This window comes from Thermohalobaculum sp., from assembly GCF_058622915.1.
The window spans coordinates 1-15379 of sequence record NZ_JBZSYN010000067.1; the positions used below are offsets into that span (position 1 = coordinate 1).

General features: G+C 67.7%; 17 protein-coding genes, 1 tRNA gene and 1 pseudogene. 10 read left to right on the forward strand and 9 right to left on the reverse strand.

Annotation, left to right across the window (positions count from 1 at the left end; translation table 11 throughout):
- The 6 genes from AC32QD_RS05570 to AC32QD_RS05595 form a co-directional block, all read left to right on the forward strand.
- Window positions 1-809: NADH-quinone oxidoreductase subunit M (locus AC32QD_RS05570; RefSeq protein WP_492009492.1), on the forward strand; the 809-nt coding region annotated here is incomplete at its 5' end.
- Window positions 810-833: 24 nt separating this feature from the next.
- A complete protein-coding gene (gene nuoN, locus AC32QD_RS05575; RefSeq protein ID WP_492009493.1) occupies window positions 834-2279 on the forward strand; it encodes an NADH-quinone oxidoreductase subunit NuoN in 1446 nt (481 codons plus the stop codon).
- Entirely contained in the window at window positions 2280-3014 is a 735-nt protein-coding gene (locus AC32QD_RS05580) for a biotin--[acetyl-CoA-carboxylase] ligase (RefSeq protein ID WP_492009494.1), read from the forward strand. It begins immediately after the preceding gene.
- Window positions 3015-3018: 4 nt separating this feature from the next.
- Window positions 3019-3801 (forward strand): type III pantothenate kinase, encoded by a 783-nt coding sequence (locus AC32QD_RS05585; RefSeq protein ID WP_492009495.1) that lies wholly within the window; start codon window positions 3019-3021, stop codon window positions 3799-3801.
- Entirely contained in the window at window positions 3794-5476 is a 1683-nt protein-coding gene (locus AC32QD_RS05590; protein WP_492009496.1) for a ribonuclease J, read from the forward strand. The genes AC32QD_RS05585 and AC32QD_RS05590 overlap by 8 nt, the downstream gene beginning before the upstream one ends.
- 162 nt (window positions 5477-5638) lie before the next feature.
- The gene (locus tag AC32QD_RS05595) at window positions 5639-6571 is read left to right on the forward strand and encodes a hypothetical protein (RefSeq protein WP_492009497.1); all 933 of its coding nucleotides are present in this window, start codon (window positions 5639-5641) and stop codon (window positions 6569-6571) included.
- Window positions 6572-6582: 11 nt separating this feature from the next.
- On the opposite strand, the gene AC32QD_RS05600 is transcribed toward AC32QD_RS05595, so the two are convergent.
- Entirely contained in the window at window positions 6583-6807 is a 225-nt protein-coding gene (locus AC32QD_RS05600; protein WP_492009498.1) for a DUF6471 domain-containing protein, read from the reverse strand.
- Window positions 6808-6909: 102 nt separating this feature from the next.
- Here AC32QD_RS05600 and AC32QD_RS05605 point away from each other — a divergent pair, with 102 nt between their 5' ends.
- Entirely contained in the window at window positions 6910-7869 is a 960-nt protein-coding gene (locus AC32QD_RS05605) for an IS1595 family transposase (protein WP_492009499.1), read from the forward strand.
- 39 nt (window positions 7870-7908) lie between these two features.
- Complete coding sequence (locus tag AC32QD_RS05610) at window positions 7909-8355, forward strand: hypothetical protein (RefSeq protein WP_492009500.1); 447 nt, start codon at window positions 7909-7911, stop codon at window positions 8353-8355.
- Between the two features lie 84 nt (window positions 8356-8439).
- Here the strand turns inward: AC32QD_RS05610 and AC32QD_RS05615 are convergent, their stop codons facing one another.
- From AC32QD_RS05615 to AC32QD_RS05630, 4 genes are all read right to left on the reverse strand, one after another.
- Window positions 8440-8811, reverse strand: coding sequence for a hypothetical protein (locus tag AC32QD_RS05615; RefSeq protein WP_492009501.1), 372 nt, complete (start codon window positions 8809-8811; stop codon window positions 8440-8442).
- Window positions 8812-8998: 187 nt separating this feature from the next.
- On the reverse strand, window positions 8999-10876 hold the full coding sequence (locus AC32QD_RS05620; protein WP_492009502.1) for an ABC-F family ATP-binding cassette domain-containing protein: 1878 nt from the start codon (window positions 10874-10876) through the stop codon (window positions 8999-9001).
- Between the two features lie 184 nt (window positions 10877-11060).
- A complete protein-coding gene (locus AC32QD_RS05625) occupies window positions 11061-11504 on the reverse strand; it encodes a MaoC family dehydratase (protein WP_492009503.1) in 444 nt (147 codons plus the stop codon).
- A 3-nt stretch (window positions 11505-11507) separates the two neighbouring features.
- A complete protein-coding gene (locus tag AC32QD_RS05630) occupies window positions 11508-12002 on the reverse strand; it encodes a DinB family protein (RefSeq protein WP_492009504.1) in 495 nt (164 codons plus the stop codon).
- Window positions 12003-12094: 92 nt separating this feature from the next.
- Here AC32QD_RS05630 and ndk point away from each other — a divergent pair, with 92 nt between their 5' ends.
- Window positions 12095-12517 (forward strand): nucleoside-diphosphate kinase, encoded by a 423-nt coding sequence (gene ndk, locus AC32QD_RS05635; protein WP_492009505.1) that lies wholly within the window; start codon window positions 12095-12097, stop codon window positions 12515-12517.
- 47 nt (window positions 12518-12564) lie between these two features.
- Here the strand turns inward: ndk and AC32QD_RS05640 are convergent, their stop codons facing one another.
- The 3 genes from AC32QD_RS05640 to purM form a co-directional block, all read right to left on the reverse strand.
- Window positions 12565-12930 carry a cupin domain-containing protein gene (locus AC32QD_RS05640; RefSeq protein WP_492009506.1) on the reverse strand — a complete coding sequence of 122 codons (366 nt, stop codon included), beginning with the start codon at window positions 12928-12930 and terminating at the stop codon, window positions 12565-12567.
- Between the two features lie 89 nt (window positions 12931-13019).
- Entirely contained in the window at window positions 13020-13640 is a 621-nt protein-coding gene (gene purN / locus AC32QD_RS05645) for a phosphoribosylglycinamide formyltransferase (RefSeq protein WP_492009507.1), read from the reverse strand.
- Window positions 13637-14689 (reverse strand): phosphoribosylformylglycinamidine cyclo-ligase, encoded by a 1053-nt coding sequence (gene purM, locus AC32QD_RS05650; RefSeq protein WP_492009508.1) that lies wholly within the window; start codon window positions 14687-14689, stop codon window positions 13637-13639. Before purM ends, purN begins: the two co-directional genes overlap by 4 nt.
- Before the next feature lie 109 nt (window positions 14690-14798).
- On the opposite strand from purM, the gene AC32QD_RS05655 reads away from it, so the two are divergent.
- Window positions 14799-14874, forward strand: a tRNA-Ile gene (locus AC32QD_RS05655).
- A 263-nt stretch (window positions 14875-15137) separates the two neighbouring features.
- Here AC32QD_RS05655 and AC32QD_RS05660 read toward each other — a convergent pair.
- Window positions 15138-15379: pseudogene (locus tag AC32QD_RS05660) on the reverse strand (hypothetical protein); the annotation flags it as partial.

Consider the following 15379-nt stretch of genomic DNA (forward strand, 5'->3'; position numbering starts at 1 on the left):
CCCATGTGCAGGCGCCGACCGCGGGCTCGGTGGTGCTGGCCGCCATCCTGCTGAAGCTCGGCGGCTACGGCTTCCTGCGCTTCAGCCTGCCGATGTTCCCGGTCGCCTCCGACGTGATGAGCGGTTTCGTCTTCACCCTCTCGGTGATCGCCATCGTCTACACCTCGCTGGTGGCGCTGATGCAGGAGGACATGAAGAAACTCGTCGCCTACTCCTCGGTGGCGCATATGGGCTTCGTCACCATGGGTATCTTCGCCGCCAACCAGCAGGGCGTGGACGGCGCGGTATTCCAGATGCTCAGCCACGGCTTCGTGTCGGGCGCCCTGTTCCTCGTGGTCGGGGTCATCTACGACCGCATGCACACGCGCGAGATCGCCGCCTTCGGCGGGCTGGTCAACCGGATGCCGGTCTATGCCGCCGTGTTCATGCTGTTCACGCTGGCCAATGTGGGCCTGCCCGGCACCTCAGGCTTCGTCGGCGAGTTCCTCTCTCTGGTCGGCGTCTACCAGGCCTCGACCTGGACCGCCTTCTTCGCGGCGACCGGCGTGATCCTCAGTGCCAGCTACGCGCTGTGGCTGTATCGCCGGGTGGTGTTCGGCGAGCTGATCAAGGAGAGCCTGAAGACCATCCGCGACCTGGACCGGCGCGAGCTGACCTGCTTCGTCCCGCTCGTCGTCATGGTGCTGCTGCTGGGCGTCTACCCGAGCCTCGCGACCGACCTGTTCGGGCCGACCGTCGGCTCGCTTTTGCAGGGCGTGCACACCGCGCTCGCCCAGGCCGGGCACCACGTGCAGCTGGCGCAGCGCTGAGGATATGACTGGGGGATCTGGCGAATGAGCGGCTACATCGCACTGGCCTTGCCGGAGATCTTCATGGCGCTGGGCGCCATGGCGCTCCTGATGCTCGGCGTCTACGGCGGGCAGGAGCGGCAGACCCAGCGCATCGTCTGGGGCGCGGCGGCGCTCATGCTGGCGCTGGGCTTCTGGATCGCGACCGGCGGCGCGCCGCAAGGCCGCGCCTTCGGCGGCGACTTCATCATGGACGACTTCTCGCGCTTCACCAAATCCATGATCCTGTTCGCCTCGCCGCTGATGCTGCTGATCGGCGAGGACTATCTCGAGCGGCGCGGCATCCTGCGCTTCGAGTTCCCGATCCTCATCCTCACCGCCACGCTCGGCATGATGCTGATGGTCTCGGCGGGCGGGCTGATCCCGCTCTACATGGGGCTTGAGCTGCAGTCGCTCTCGCTCTACGTGATCGCGGCGTTCAACCGCAATTCGGTGCGCTCGACCGAGGCCGGGCTCAAGTACTTCGTGCTCGGCTCGCTGTCCTCGGGCATGCTGCTCTACGGCGCCTCGCTGGTCTACGGCTACACCGGCTCGGTGCAGTTCGCCACCATCGCCCAGGTGATCCAGAGCAACGGCGTGGGCCTCGGGCTGACCTTCGGCCTGGTCTTCATCTGCGCGGCGCTGGCCTTCAAGATCTCGGCCGTGCCCTTCCACATGTGGACGCCCGACGTCTACGAGGGCTCGCCCACCGCGGTGACCGCCTTCTTCGCCACCGCGCCCAAAATCGCCGCCGGCGCGCTGTTCGCCCGGGCGCTGTTCGCCGGCTTCGGCCACGCGGTCGAGGCCTGGCAGCAGATCCTCATCTTCATCTCGGTCGCCTCGATGTTCCTCGGCGCCATCGCGGCGATCGGGCAATGGAACCTCAAGCGGCTGATGGCCTATTCCTCGATCGGCCACATGGGCTACGCGCTGGTCGGTCTGGCCGCCGGCACGCAGGAGGGCGTCCAGGCCTTCCTGATCTACCTCGTCATCTACCTGGTGATGAACGTCGGCATGTTCAGCTTCATCATCGCGATGGAGCGCGACGGCCAGCCCGTGGTCGGCATCTCCGACCTCTCGGGGTTGGCGCGCACCCGGCCCACCCAGGCGCTGGCGCTGGCGGTGCTGCTGTTCTCGCTGGCCGGCATCCCGCCGCTGGTCGGCTTCTTCGCCAAGTTCTTCGTGTTCAAGGCGGCGGTGGACGCAGGGCTGACGCCGCTCGCCGTGACCGGGGCCATCGCCAGCGTGATCAGCGCCTACTACTATGTGAACATCATCCGCGTGATGTACCTGGCCGAGCCCGACAAGCCGCTCGACCTGCGCCTCGGCGTGCTGCGCTCGGCGGCGCTCGGCGGCGCGGCGATCCTGATGGCGGGCGCTTGGCTGCCCTTCCTCGGCGGCCTCGGCGTGCCCGAGCTGGCGCTCGGCGCGGCGCAGGCGCTGATCCACTAGATGGACGGCTGGCCTGCGGGCTACGACCGGCTGATCCTCGACGAGGTCGACTCGACGAACGCCGAGGCGCGCCGCCGGCTCGGCATCCCGCGCCCCTTGTGGATCGCTGCGCGGCGCCAGAGCGCGGGCCGCGGCCGGCAGGGCCGCTCCTGGAGCTCAGCGCCCGGCAACCTCGCCGCCACCCTGCTGATCGCGCGCGACGACCCGCCGGCAGCATTGGCGCGCCTGTCCTTCCATGCCGCGCTCGCGGTGGCCGATCTCCTTGCACTCTTCGCGCCCGGGGTGCCGATCGCCACCAAGTGGCCGAACGACGTGCTGGTGGGCGGCGCCAAGGCAGCGGGTATCCTGCTCGAGAACCTCGGTCCGAACGCCGGCCATGCGGCCAACCTCGCCATCGGCATCGGCGTCAATCTCGCCCACCACCCCGACCCCGCGACCTGCCGCTGGCCGCCCACCTCGCTGGCCGCCGAGACCGGCCGCGCGCCCGGCTTCGAGGAGGCGCTCACCGTCCTCGCCGCCCGCCTCGACCACTGGCTCGGGGTCGCGGACTTCGCCGCCGTGCGCACGGCGTGGCTGGCCCGCGCCACGCATCTGGGCAAGCGCATCGAGGTGGGCCTGCCCGACGCGACGCTCTTTGGCACCTTCGAAGATGTGGACGCCGAGGGCGCCCTTATCCTAAGAACCGCGCACGGCCCCAGGCGGATCACCGCGGGGGATGTTCATTTTGCGGAGTGAGCCCATGCTCCTCGCCATCGACGTCGGCAACACCAACACCGTCTTCGCGCTCTACGACGGCGAGAAATTCGTCGCCGAGTGGCGTTGCAACACGGAAAGCGTGCGCACCGCTGACCAGTATTTCGTCTGGCTGCGCGAGCTCATGCAGCACAACGGCCACGAGCCGGCGGTGATCGACGCGGTGGTGATCTCCAACGTCGCCCCGGCGACGCTGTTCAACCTGCGCGTGCTGTGCGACCGCTACTTCAACACCCGCCCGCTGGTGGTGGGCAAGCCCGAATGCAAGCTGCCGGTCAAGGTGCGCGTCGACACGCCGGCCGAGGTCGGGGCCGACCGCCTGACCAACACCGTCGCGGCCTATCACGACTATGGCGGCGAGCTGATCGTGGTCGACTTCGGCACCGCCACCACCTTCGACGTGGTCGCCCATGACGGCGCCTATGTCGGCGGCGTGATCGCGCCGGGGGTGAACCTCTCGCTCGACGCGCTGCACCATGCTGCCGCGCACCTGCCGCGCATCGACGTCACCATGCCCCCCCACGTGCTGGGCCGCAACACCGTGCACTGCATGCAGTCGGGCATCTTCTGGGGCTATGTCGGGCTGATCGAGGGCATCTGCGCGCGCCTGGCGACGGAACGCGGGCGCAAGATGCGCGTCATCGCCACGGGCGGTCTGGCGCCGCTGTTCGACCGCGGCACCGAGACGATCGAGATTGTCGACGGGGACCTGACCGTGAAGGGGCTGGTGCTCATCCACGAATTCAACAAGACAGGCAAGTATGGCTGATTCATCGGGCGGGCCGCTCGTCTATGTCGCCCTCGGCGGCGCTGGCGAGATCGGCATGAACTGCTATCTCTACGGCCTCGGCGCGCCGGACCGGCGCCGCTGGCTGATGGTCGATCTGGGCGTCGGCTTCGGCGACATGGAAAGCGCGCCGGGCATCGAGTTGGTGCTCCCCGATCTCGAGGCCCTGCTGCCCCAGCGCGACCGGCTCGAGGCCATCGTCGTCACCCATGGCCACGAGGACCATGTGGGCGCGCTGCCGCATCTTTGGCCGAAGCTGAAGGTGCCGATCTATGCGCGCCCCTTCGCCGCCGAGATCGTGCGCGCGAAGTTCGACGAGGCCGGCCTCGACCACGAGCCGATCCGCGAGGTCGACATTGGCCGGCGCATCGAGGCCGGGCCGTTTTCGGTGGAATGGCTCGACGTGACGCATTCGATCCCCGAGGGCTCGATGCTGGCGATCCGCACGCCCGTGGGCAACGTGCTGCATACCGGCGACTTCAAGATGGATCCCGAGCCGCTCCTGGGCCGGCCCTTCGACATCCACCCCTTCGAGGCGTTCGGCGCCGAGGGCGTGCAGGCCATGGCTTGCGACTCCACCAACATCTTCCTGCCTGGCCGCGCCGGCTCCGAGGCCGAGGTGGTGCCCGACATCCGCCGCCTGATCGCCGATGCGCCCGGCGCGGTGGCGGCGACCTCGTTCGCTTCGAACGTCATCCGGCTCAGGACCCTGGCGATCGCCGCGCGCGATGCCGGGCGCAGCATCGTCGTTGCCGGCCGTGCCATGCGCCAGATGATCGAGATGGCGGTCAAGACCGGGCAGGTGCCCGACTTCCCGCCCGTCGTCAGCGAGCGCGAGGCCGGGAACATCCCCGCCGGCAGCCTGTTCTACCTGGTCACCGGCAGCCAGGGCGAGGCGCGCGCCGCGCTCGCCCGCATCGCCAAGGGCACGCACCCGACGGTCAAGCTCAAGGAGGGCGACACGGTGCTGTTCTCCACCCGCACCATCCCCGGCAACGAGGCCGGCGTCCACCGTCTCTACAACGGTCTGAGCGAGGCGGGTGTGCGCGTCATCGACGCCGAGGTCGAGCGTATCCACGTCTCCGGCCACGCCCGGCGCGACGACCTGAAGCGGCTCTACCGCGCCATCCGGCCTCGCGTCTCGGTGCCGATCCACGGCGAGCACCGGCATCTGGTCGAGCACGCCCGCTCGGCGAAGGTCTGGGGCGTGCCGCAGGCGGTCGTCGCGCCCAACGGCACGGTGGTCCGCCTCGACGGCAACGATCCGGGTGTCGTCGAGCACGTCGAGACCGGCCGCGTCTATCTCGACGGCCGCGCGCATGTCGGAGCCATGGACGGCGTCATCCGCGAGCGCCTCAAGGCCGCGCGCAACGGCCACGTCGTCGTCGCCGTCACGGTCGACGCCGAGGGCGAGCTGGTCGCGGATTCGGAGGTGCGCTGCCTCGGCGCGCCCAGGGACGGCGAGGGCTGGCACGCGCCGCTCGACGAGATGATCGGCGAGGCGGTGGACGACGCCATCGACCGCGCGCCGAAGAAGGTGCGGCGCTCGGACACCGAGCTCGAGCAGGTCGCCACCCGCGCCGCACGCAGCGTCGCCGTGCATCACTGGGGCAAGAAGCCCGTGACCACGGTGATCGTGACGCGGCTGGAGGAGTGATCCCCGGCCGTCCGCGCGCCCGGCTCACTCGACCACCGTATCGGCCCCGGACTTGATCCGGGGCCTCTCGGAATCGGCGGCGCGAGCAGGGCCCCGGCTCGGGGGCCGGGGCCCGGTATCAGTCGCGTGACCCGGGTCGCGGCGGGGCCGTCGAGCCGCAACATGACGCGCGGACATGTCGCCCGTCGCGACCGGCATTATGTATCAAGCGCACCAAAGGTGCGGGCCGTGATTAGCCGCGCGATTCTGATCGGGTTAATCAGCCTCGTTGCCGGTATGGTAAACGTCCATCTTGCGCTCGCCGCCCCAAGCGCCTGTGAAAAAGAGACAGAACTTAGTTGTATGGGGCTCATCGAAAATATCATCGTACGTGAAGACCCCATGAACAAATATTGCCGCCTTTCGGTTGGCAATGTCCCGTTGGTATTGGGGCTCAAAGGGGATGGGGATTACGACATTTTCGATTGTGACAATTTTTCCGCTCGGCAGGATCGCTCGGGACCGTGCGGGCGGTTCTTTCTCGGGAACTGGCAGCGGGGCATCGGATGGATAGGGGCGAGCCGTGAAAGTGATTCTCGAAATCAAATTCTTGGCGGGAGTTTGCCCCGTATTTATGACGCCGACAATCGTTCCGGCAATTCCTCCTGGGCTCATATGCAATCTAACCGTGTCGATCCCGACATAGGCCCTTATTTGTCGCCGACCGATATCACTCGTAACGTCAACAGTATCTTCAGCGGCCTTCGCGGCGCGAATAGCCGCTTCAGTGCCCTTGCGGGATTCAACCAGCGTGCCACGGACCAGCCAAACAGCCCACGTGCTGACAAACAGCGCGAGAACGCCAGTTCCCGCCATGAGCCATTGCGCCCACGTATCCCCCCAGAATTGAAATGGGTTCCCTTGCGCTTCGCCATTTTTCTTATTGGCGGCGTTGTGATTATGAGCATCTGTGGTTGGTTGAGCTGGTGCGCCGGCCCCCTTGGCAACCGCCTGCGATTCTGGGGTGGCCTTTGGGGCGGCTTGAGCCTTTGCGGGCTGCTGTTCTATTGGCTGATCGGAACCAAGATTCTCTGGACCTTGGCCTATTACCACTAGGGGGAAGCATATCAGTCCAATCGCAAGGATTGCGCTCCGATAGCTTCTAAGCATTGGATCAAAAACACCGCCGAGAATTTACCCCTCGACAGCTTGTTTCGGATGTTCACCTCCTTGTCGTCAACCCCGATCTCCGCCAACCGTCGGGTAAGCTGGCCGTAGGTCACGCCATGGCGCTTCAACTCAGCCTTCAGGAGATTGGCAACGCGGGTCTCCCAGTCGGTGCGTTCCTGCATGGTATCGCCTCCGCGTAAAAAGGTATCGGAAACGATACATATGCCCTTGTAAGGGATACGTCAACGTACTATATACGTTACCAAGGTAACGAGGATAGTACGATGGCTCAACACTTCCTTCTCTCTGCCAAGGCCCGGACGCTCAAGCTCCGCGATATCTACCGCATGAGCGACGATCAGGCTTTCGAGACGTTCGCGAAGATCCGCTTCGCTGAGAACGGCGGCGAGCCTTTCTGCCCCGAGTGCGGTACGGTCGAGCCATACTTTATCTCGACGCGGCGCAAGTGGAAGTGCCGGGCCTGCGGCAAGTCCTTCTCGGCCACGTCGGGCACCATCTTCGCCAGCCGCAAGATGGACTTTGCCGACCTGCTGGCCGCGATCTGCATCTTCGTCAACTGCGCCAAGGGCATCTCGGCGTTGCAGCTCTCCCGCGATCTCGATTGCCAATACAAGACGGCCTACGTCCTGGCGCACAAGCTGCGCGAGGCGATGGCGAAGGGCAACGATGCCGTGAAGCTCGACGGCGCGGTTGAGGTCGATGGCGCCTACTTCGGCGGTCACGTCCGCCCGGAGAACCGCCGCGAGGACCGCAAGGACCGCCGGCTGGCCGAGAACAAGGACGCCGACCGCCGCGTCGTGATCGCGCTGGCGCAGCGCACCGGCCGCGTGCTGCCCTTCGTCGTGAAGCGCGAGGCCCAGGGCGTCGAGATCGTCCGGGGCCGCGTCTCGCTCGGCTCCATCGTCCACGCCGACGAAGCCTCGCATTGGGATATTCTCCACGCCCATTACGAGACGCGCCGCATCAACCATACCGAGATGTATTCGGACGGCGATGCCTGCACCAATCAGGCCGAAAGCTACTTCTCCCGCCTGCGCCGCGCCGTCACCGGCCAGCACCACCACGTCTCGCCGCAATACCTTTATCAGTACGCGAACGAGGCCGCGTGGCGCGAGGATCAGTGCCGCACCGACAACGGCGGGCAATTCAAGAAGCTGGCCACCGCCGCCCTGCACTCGCCGGTCAGCCGGGCGTGGAAGGGCTACTGGCAGCGGGCGGCGTGATCTGGGATCATTCTGTCGAAAGAATCGCGGTGATTGAAAATGGCAAAACAGAAAGAGCCAAGAGAAATTATTCTCGAGTTTTTAGATTCGTTACCGGAAACAATGAGATATGTTGTCTTTAGTGGAATTGCCTTGGCATTTAGAACCGGGCCCATTCCAAGCGAATGGAACTACAAACAAGATGTTCTTGATTATTTACATCCCAACAATGAGAACGAGCGAGCGATGAGGGCTATTTTAGTTTGTGCATGCGTTGATCACATTCTTACACGAAACAGGAAATTTGATTATCAAAGCTACATTGATGCTATGGACGAAACGGGGTCTACATTTCTGATGGCGAAGGCTCGTGAGAAACCTCTACAAGACAAGCACTTTGAGATTTCGGCTCGACGATGGATTCAGCTTCGCGACGGGCGATTGAGTCTTCGATCGCTTCAAGAATTTGAAAGGCGCACTTGGGACTGGACGCCATGGACGCCATAAGGATTCGGAACAAGGCATCGCGTTGACGGTCATTCATGCCGCTTCTCCCTTCTTAGGTTGGACTTGATGGAGCGAGGCGGGGCGCTATTCGGCTAATCGCTTCCTAGTCGCCTTCACCCGCTCCAGCACCGTGCGCCGCAGATCGGGATTGTCCGGGTCCAGCCCCTTCATGGCCATGACGCGGGCCACAAGCTCCCCATCCGTCATAGGCCCATTGGCGGTCCTGAGAATGCCCATGATGGCCCGTGGCAACTCACCCTTGGGAAAGAGCCGCCTGCAGGACTTGATGGGCCGTATGTCCTGCGGATCGCCCTCGTAGCCCATCAGCTTCAAGGTCTGGTCCAGCGCGGCCAGGTGCTGGCGCATTGCGGCGCAGCGGTCCTCGGCCTTGCGCAGCTCGCCGGAGATAACGGCGCGCTTGTGCTTCAGGGCATAGATGACCGGCGACTGAGCCATGCCGCCATTGTGGCGGATCAGCGGGTCGGAAGGCTATGCCGGGCTTGGTGCCGTTGATACATAATGCCGGTCGCGACGCGTTGACTATGAAAGCCGGGCACAGAGAGAATTCAATAAAATCAATGACATGACTATGTGGGCACGCGTGCCCACCCCGTCTGCGGGGGGCTCGGCGGCCGATCCGCTCCTAACCGGCCTCGCGCTGCTGGGCCGCTTCCAGCGCCTCGGCCGCGGCGAGCCACAGCGCCTCGGCGCGGTCCTGCGCCGCGACGATCTCGCCGCGCTTGGCCTGCAGCGCCTCGATGCGCTGCGCCGGCCTCTCGTAGAGCGCCGGGTCGGCGAGATGCCGGTCGATCTCGGCCAGCATGGCCGCGATCTTCTCGAGCCGTGCCTCCGCGGCCTGCAGCGCGGCCCTGAGCGGGGCGAGCGCCCGGCGCCCCTCGGCCGCCTCGCGCCGGCGCTCCTTGCGCTGGTTGGGGGCGCCGGCGCCGCCGCCGTTGCCGCCCTCGCGGGCGAGCAGCATCCGGCGGTAGCTCTCGAGGTCCTCCTCGTAGGGCACAACCCGCCCGCCGCGCACCAGCCACAGCCGGTCGGCCACCAGCTCGATCAGGTGGGCGTCGTGGGTGATCAGGATCACCGCGCCGCGATAGTCGTTCAGCGCCGTGACCAGCGCCTCGCGGCTTTCCATGTCGAGGTGGTTGGTCGGCTCGTCGAGGATCATCAGATGCGGTGCATCGAGCGCCGCCAGCACCAAAAGGAGCCGCGCCTTCTGCCCGCCCGAGAGCTTCTCCACCGGGTTCTCGGCGATCTCGACGCCGATCCCGCCGCCCGCCAGAATCGCCCGCAGCCTTGCGGGCGGCGCGTCGGGCCGGCGCCGCCGGATATGCTCGAGCGGCGTCTCGGCGGGCCTCAGCTCGTCGAGCTGGTGCTGGGCGAAATAGCCGACCCGGAGCTTCGGCGACGCGCGCCGGGTCCCCGCCATCGGCGCGAGCCGCCCCGCGATCAGCTTGGCCAGCGTCGACTTGCCCTCGCCGTTGGCGCCCAGGAGCGCGATGCGGTCGTCCTGGTCGATCCTGAGGTCCAGCCGCGTGAGCACCGCCCGGCCGTCATAGCCGGCGCTGGCGGCTTCGACGGTCATCAGCGGCGGCGCCAGCTCCTCGGGCTGAGGCAGCACGATGGCGGGCACCGGGTTCTCGATTGCCGCCGCGATCGGCTGCATGCGCTCGAGCAGCTTCAGCCGCGACTGGGCCTGCCGTGCCTTCGAGGCCTTGTAGCGAAAGCGGTCGACGAAGGCCTGGATATGCGCCCGCTCGGCCGCCTGCTTCTTCGCCATCGCCGCCTGCAGCGCCAGCTTCTCGCGCCGCACCCGGTCGAAGCTGTCGTAGCCCCCGGCGTAGACCGTGAGCCGCCTGTCGTGCAGGTGCACGATGTGCCCGACCGCCCGGTTCAAGAGCCCCCGGTCATGGCTGATCACCAGCGCCGTGTGCGGATAGCGCGCGAGGAAGCCCTCGAGCCAGGTCGCCCCCTCGAGGTCGAGATAGTTGGTCGGCTCGTCCAAGAGAAGGAGGTCGGGTGCGGAGAACAGCACCGCCGCCAGCGCCACCCGCATGCGCCAGCCGCCCGAGAACTCGGCCGAGGGGCGCGCCTGCGCCGCCGCGTCGAAGCCCAGTCCCGCGAGGATCGAGGCGGCCCGCGCCTCGGCCGAGTGGGCGCCGATATCGGTCAGTCGCGTCTGGATCTCGGCGATCCGGTGCGCCTCGGTCGCGACTTCGGCCTCGGCCACGAGCCGGGCCCGCTCGGCGTCCGCCGCCAGCACGGTCTCGACCAGCGAGCGGGCGTCGCTCGGCGCCTCCTGCGCCACGCCGCCGATGCGGGCGCGCGGCGGCAGCGAGATCGTGCCCGCATCCGGGCTCAGCTCGCCCCGGATCAGCCGGAAGAGCGTGGTCTTGCCGCTGCCGTTGCGCCCCACGATACCGACGCGCGCGCCAGCCGGAATCTGCGCCGAGGCCCCCGTGAACAGCGGCTGGCCGGCCATGGGGAAGGAGAGGTCACGGATCGTGAGCATGAGGCGTGCCGGTAGCAGAGGCGGTGCCGCGCGTCCAGCCTGCGCGAGACCGGTCGCACAGGGTGTCCAAATTTGGACGCTAGGTTAAGCCATTGATTCTATTTTAAAGTCTCTATGGACGATTTTCATGGTTAACGGCACCGCGGCGATCTCCGGCCGGCCGCGCGTGGTCGCCGTGGGTTGGTCAGGAGCCCGGCCGGCGGGCCAGGATCACCATGCTGTCATAGGTCATCACCACCTCGTCGCGCTGGTTGAGCACCACCTGGTGGAACCCGGTGCGGCCGCGGTCGGGGCGCGAGCTGGAGGGGCTGGAGCTGGTCACCTCGGCCTGCACGCGCAGCGTATCGCCGGGGCGCACCGGCCGGATCCAGCGCAGGTGTTCGAAACCCGGCGAGCCCATCGACGCCTCGTTCCACACATTCGCCTGCAGGAGCAGGTTGAAGGCGGTCAGCAGGGTGTGGAAGCCGCTGGCGATCAGCCCGCCGAAGGGCGAGTCTTTCGCCGCCTCGGGGTCGGTGTGGAAGTATTGCGCGTCCCACTGGCGCGCGAAGGCCAGGATATCCTCCTCGCTCAGCGTCCTCTCGCCGGTCTCGTAGCTGTAGCCCACAGGCAGGTCGTCGAAGTACATCCCTCAGCCCTCGCGTTGGAAATAGATCAGGTCGAGTGCCGGGGCGGCGCCGGTCAGCCGCGTGAGAAGCGCATGCGCCTGCCCCCGGTGGTGCGTCTGGTGGTTGAAGAAGTGGGCCAGCGCCGGAGCCAGCTTCTGGCGAACCTCGCCCGGACGGGTCACCGGGCGGTAGACGAACTCGGCCTCAAGCCGCGCCTGCGTCAGACCGTCGACGAAGGCGACGATCTCGGCGTCGAGGGCGCGCCGCGCGGCCGCCAGCGCGTCGCGCCCATCATGCACGATCTGGTCGAGGCGCAAGTCGGGCGGCGGCTCGCCGCGGAAACGCGCCAGCCAGATGCGGTCGGCCACGATGAGGTGGTTCAGCGTGCCGTGCACCGAGCGGAAGAAGGCACCGAGATCGGCGCGGTAGGCCGCCTCGTCCAGCTCCGCCGCCGCCGCCAGCAGGCGCGCGTTGGCCCAGGCGTTGTAGGCCGCCATCATCTCGAAATGCGCTTTCATCCGCCCGTTCCCCGTGCTATCCGGCGCCCGCAATTCCCGGCGGCGCGCGGCCCGCGTGCGCCTATCCAGAGGAAACCGAGAGGGAGCCGCAGATGGCCGTAACCCGTACGCTTTCGATCATCAAGCCCGACGCGACCGAGCGCAACCTGACCGGCGCGATCAACGCCAAGCTCGAGGAGGCGGGCCTGCGCATCGTCGCCCAGAAGCGCATCCGGCTGAGCAAGGCGGAGGCCGAGAAATTCTATGAAGTCCACGCCGGCCGCCCCTTCTATGACGAGCTGACGACGTTCATGTCCTCGGCGCCTGTGGTGGTGCAGGTGCTCGAGGGCGAGGGCGCCGTGGCGCGCAACCGCGAGGTCATGGGCGCCACCGACCCGGCCAAGGCCGACGCGGGCACGATCCGCAAGGAGTTCGCCGTGTCGATCGGCGAGAACTCGGTGCATGGCTCGGACTCGGACGACAACGCAAAGGTCGAAATCCGCTTCTTCTTCTCGGAAATCGAGATCGTCGGCTGAGCCGCCGCTCGCCGCAGGGGCCGTCGGGGAGCGCAATCGCGCCGGGATCAGGCGAGCTGCACCATCGCGAGGCGAACTTCCTCCTCGCCGATGACGTGCGTCTCGTGGCCCGCGCCCTGCGTGTCTTCCATTCGCCAGATGTCACCCGTCCGGATCTCGCGGCAGGTGCCGTCGCCGGCTTCGACCAGCAGCGTGCCCGCGAGGCAAAGCGCCACCTGCCGCGCGGGGGAGGGATGGCTCGCTCCCTGCCAGCCCGGTGGCAGGATGAGAAAGGCGAGCTGTGCGGCCGGCTCGAAGGCGGAGAGATAGAGCGGCGGGGCGGGCGGCGCGAAGTCCTTGAGCTCGAGAGCGATCTCTCCGTCCGCGAAGCGCGAGACGCCGGCGTCGTCCTCGATCAGGTGATGATATTTCATTGCAGCCCCCCCGGGATCGGTTGCGCGCAATCCTAACGGGGCTCCGGCCCGGCGCACAGCGGTTAGTTGCAGCGGCGTCTGCGGTGGGCTCAGGGGCCCGGGAAAAGCGCCAGGGGGTTGCGCCGGGCCGCTTCCGGGTCGCGGGCGAAGGCCGCCAGCACGCGGGGGTAAAGGACGTGCTCGCGCTCGAGCACGCGGGCGGCGAGGCTTTCGGCGGAGTCGCCGGGCATGACTGGCACGACCGCCTGGCCGAGGATGCGCCCGGCATCGAGGTCGAGAGTGACCTCGTGCACGGTGGCGCCATGCACGCAGACCCCGGCGGCCAGCGCCCGGGCATGGGTGTCGAGCCCCCGGAACAGTGGCAGCAGCGAGGGGTGGATGTTGAGCATGCGCCCGGCCCAGGCATCGATCAGCACCGGCGTCATGATGCGCATGAAGCCGGCGCAGGCGACGATCTCGGTGCCCGCGTCGCGCAGCCGGGCATTGACCTCGGCGTCGAAGGCCGCCCGGTTGGAGCCGAACCGCCGATGATCGAGCGCGGCCGTCGCCACCCCCAGCGCGCGGGCCTTCTCGAGCCCCGCCGCTTCCGGCTCGCTCGAGACCACGATCGCGGGCCGGGCCGGCACGCGCCCGTCGTGCATGGCGCGCACCAGCGCCACCATGTTCGAGCCGGTTCCCGAGATCAGGATCCCGACCGCCGGCCGGCTCATGTCAGGGTGCCGGCATAGCGCACCTCCGGGCCGTCTCCGTCGACGAGCCGGCCGATGCGGAATACCGTCTCGCCGGCCTCGCCCAGGGCCGCGGCGACCGGCTCGGCCGCCTCCGGGTCCACCACCAACACCAGGCCGATGCCGCAGTTGAAGGTGCGCAGGACCTCGGCCTGGGCCAATCCGGCCTGGCCGATCAGCCAGCCGATGACAGGCGGCAGCGGCCAGGCGCCAAGCTCGACGGCCGCGACCGTCTCAGGGCCGAGGACGCGCGGCAGGTTCTCGGTCAGCCCGCCGCCGGTGATGTGCGCGAGCGCCCGCACCCCGCCGGTGCGGATCGCCGCGCGCGCGGATTTCACGTAGATCCGGGTCGGCGTCAGCAGTTCGGCGCCCAAATGGCCCTCGCCGAACGGGCAGGGGGCGTCCCAGCCGAGGCCGCTGTCGTGCACGATGCGGCGCACCAGCGCGTAGCCGTTCGAGTGCACGCCAGAGGAGGCCAGGCCGATGAGCACGTCGCCGGGGTGGGTTGGCGCGGGCAGGACCGCTCCGCGCTCCACGGCGCCGACCGCGAAGCCCGCGAGGTCGAAGTCGCCGGCGGCGTACAGGCCCGGCATCTCGGCCGTCTCGCCGCCGATCAGCGCGGCGCCGGCCTCGCGGCAGCCTGCGGCGATGCCCTCGATGACGCGGGCAGCCGCGTCCACGGACAGCCTGCCGGTGGCGAAGTAGTCGAGGAAGAACAGCGGCTCGGCGCCCTGGCAGACCAGGTCGTTCACGCACATGGCGACGAGATCGATGCCGATGCCGTCGAGACGGCCGGTGTCGATGGCGATCCTGAGCTTGGTGCCGACGCCGTCGGTGGCGGCGACCAGCACCGGGTCGCGGTAGCCTGCCTCGGCCAGGTCAAAGAGCCCTCCGAAGCCGCCGAGCCCGGCCATCACGCCCGGCCGCAGCGTCGCCCGGGCGGCGGGCTTGATGCGCTCGACCAGCGCATTGCCCGCGTCGATGTCGACGCCGGCGTCGCGGTAGGTCAGGTGGTTCGGGCGGTTGGTCATGGCGCGAGCTCCTGTCGGCTCGGATTGCTTTATCGCAGGCGTCGCGGCTTGGAAACCGGGCTGGGACGTTGACCTGCCCCGGCGCGGGACGTAATCAGCCGCTACGGTCGGGCCCGTAGCTCAATGGTCAGAGCGGACCGCTCATAACGGTTCGGTTGCAGGTTCGAGTCCTGCCGGGCCCACCACGCAGTCCTGCCGAATTGGCGGCACTCTGGCGTCTCCGGAATAGTGACGTCATTTCGGAGGCTTGTGCGACGTATCGCGGCGTGCTGAGCGACTTTCCAGGGGTGAGAGCACCATTTCACCGGCTCTCAGGCACGCACTGGGAAATCTGCTCTGTAGGCCTCCAAACCAAATTCCGATGGGCACGAGCGCGGGGCCCGGGATGGCGGCGCCCTCCCACGACACCGTAGGCGCGGACCTCGCGCCTGTCTGTGGTGGCATGAGGCTAACCGAGCAGCAGTCGCTGCTCGTCCCAGGCAAGGGGCAGCTCGCCGATACGCTTCAGTGTCTCGGAGGTGAGTCCGGTCGGCTGCGCGCCATCGATGATGCGCTCGACGATGTCGGGTGCAAGGAACGCGAGCTGGAGCGAGCGGGAGACGTCGGTGATGTGAACGCTGTCGCGCCTGGCGAGGTCGCTGAGGGTGAGTCGACCGGAGCTCTCGACGAAATCCGCGACCCGGCAACGCG

Coding starts and splice junctions, on each gene's coding strand:
- AC32QD_RS05620 (WP_492009502.1), bottom strand. CDS start 10,876: ATGCTCACGATCCGTGACCTCTCCTTCCCCATGGCCGGCCAGCCGCTG.
- purM (WP_492009508.1), bottom strand. CDS start 14,689: ATGACCAACCGCCCGAACCACCTGACCTACCGCGACGCCGGCGTCGAC.
- AC32QD_RS05580 (WP_492009494.1), top strand. CDS start 2,280: ATGGACGGCTGGCCTGCGGGCTACGACCGGCTGATCCTCGACGAGGTC.
- AC32QD_RS05595 (WP_492009497.1), top strand. CDS start 5,639: ATGACGCGCGGACATGTCGCCCGTCGCGACCGGCATTATGTATCAAGC.
- AC32QD_RS05585 (WP_492009495.1), top strand. CDS start 3,019: ATGCTCCTCGCCATCGACGTCGGCAACACCAACACCGTCTTCGCGCTC.
- ndk (WP_492009505.1), top strand. CDS start 12,095: ATGGCCGTAACCCGTACGCTTTCGATCATCAAGCCCGACGCGACCGAG.
- AC32QD_RS05605 (WP_492009499.1), top strand. CDS start 6,910: ATGGCTCAACACTTCCTTCTCTCTGCCAAGGCCCGGACGCTCAAGCTC.
- AC32QD_RS05630 (WP_492009504.1), bottom strand. CDS start 12,002: ATGAAAGCGCATTTCGAGATGATGGCGGCCTACAACGCCTGGGCCAAC.
- purN (WP_492009507.1), bottom strand. CDS start 13,640: ATGAGCCGGCCGGCGGTCGGGATCCTGATCTCGGGAACCGGCTCGAAC.
- AC32QD_RS05625 (WP_492009503.1), bottom strand. CDS start 11,504: ATGTACTTCGACGACCTGCCTGTGGGCTACAGCTACGAGACCGGCGAG.
- AC32QD_RS05600 (WP_492009498.1), bottom strand. CDS start 6,807: ATGCAGGAACGCACCGACTGGGAGACCCGCGTTGCCAATCTCCTGAAG.
- AC32QD_RS05640 (WP_492009506.1), bottom strand. CDS start 12,930: ATGAAATATCATCACCTGATCGAGGACGACGCCGGCGTCTCGCGCTTC.
- AC32QD_RS05615 (WP_492009501.1), bottom strand. CDS start 8,811: ATGGCTCAGTCGCCGGTCATCTATGCCCTGAAGCACAAGCGCGCCGTT.
- nuoN (WP_492009493.1), top strand. CDS start 834: ATGAGCGGCTACATCGCACTGGCCTTGCCGGAGATCTTCATGGCGCTG.
- AC32QD_RS05610 (WP_492009500.1), top strand. CDS start 7,909: ATGGCAAAACAGAAAGAGCCAAGAGAAATTATTCTCGAGTTTTTAGAT.
- AC32QD_RS05590 (WP_492009496.1), top strand. CDS start 3,794: ATGGCTGATTCATCGGGCGGGCCGCTCGTCTATGTCGCCCTCGGCGGC.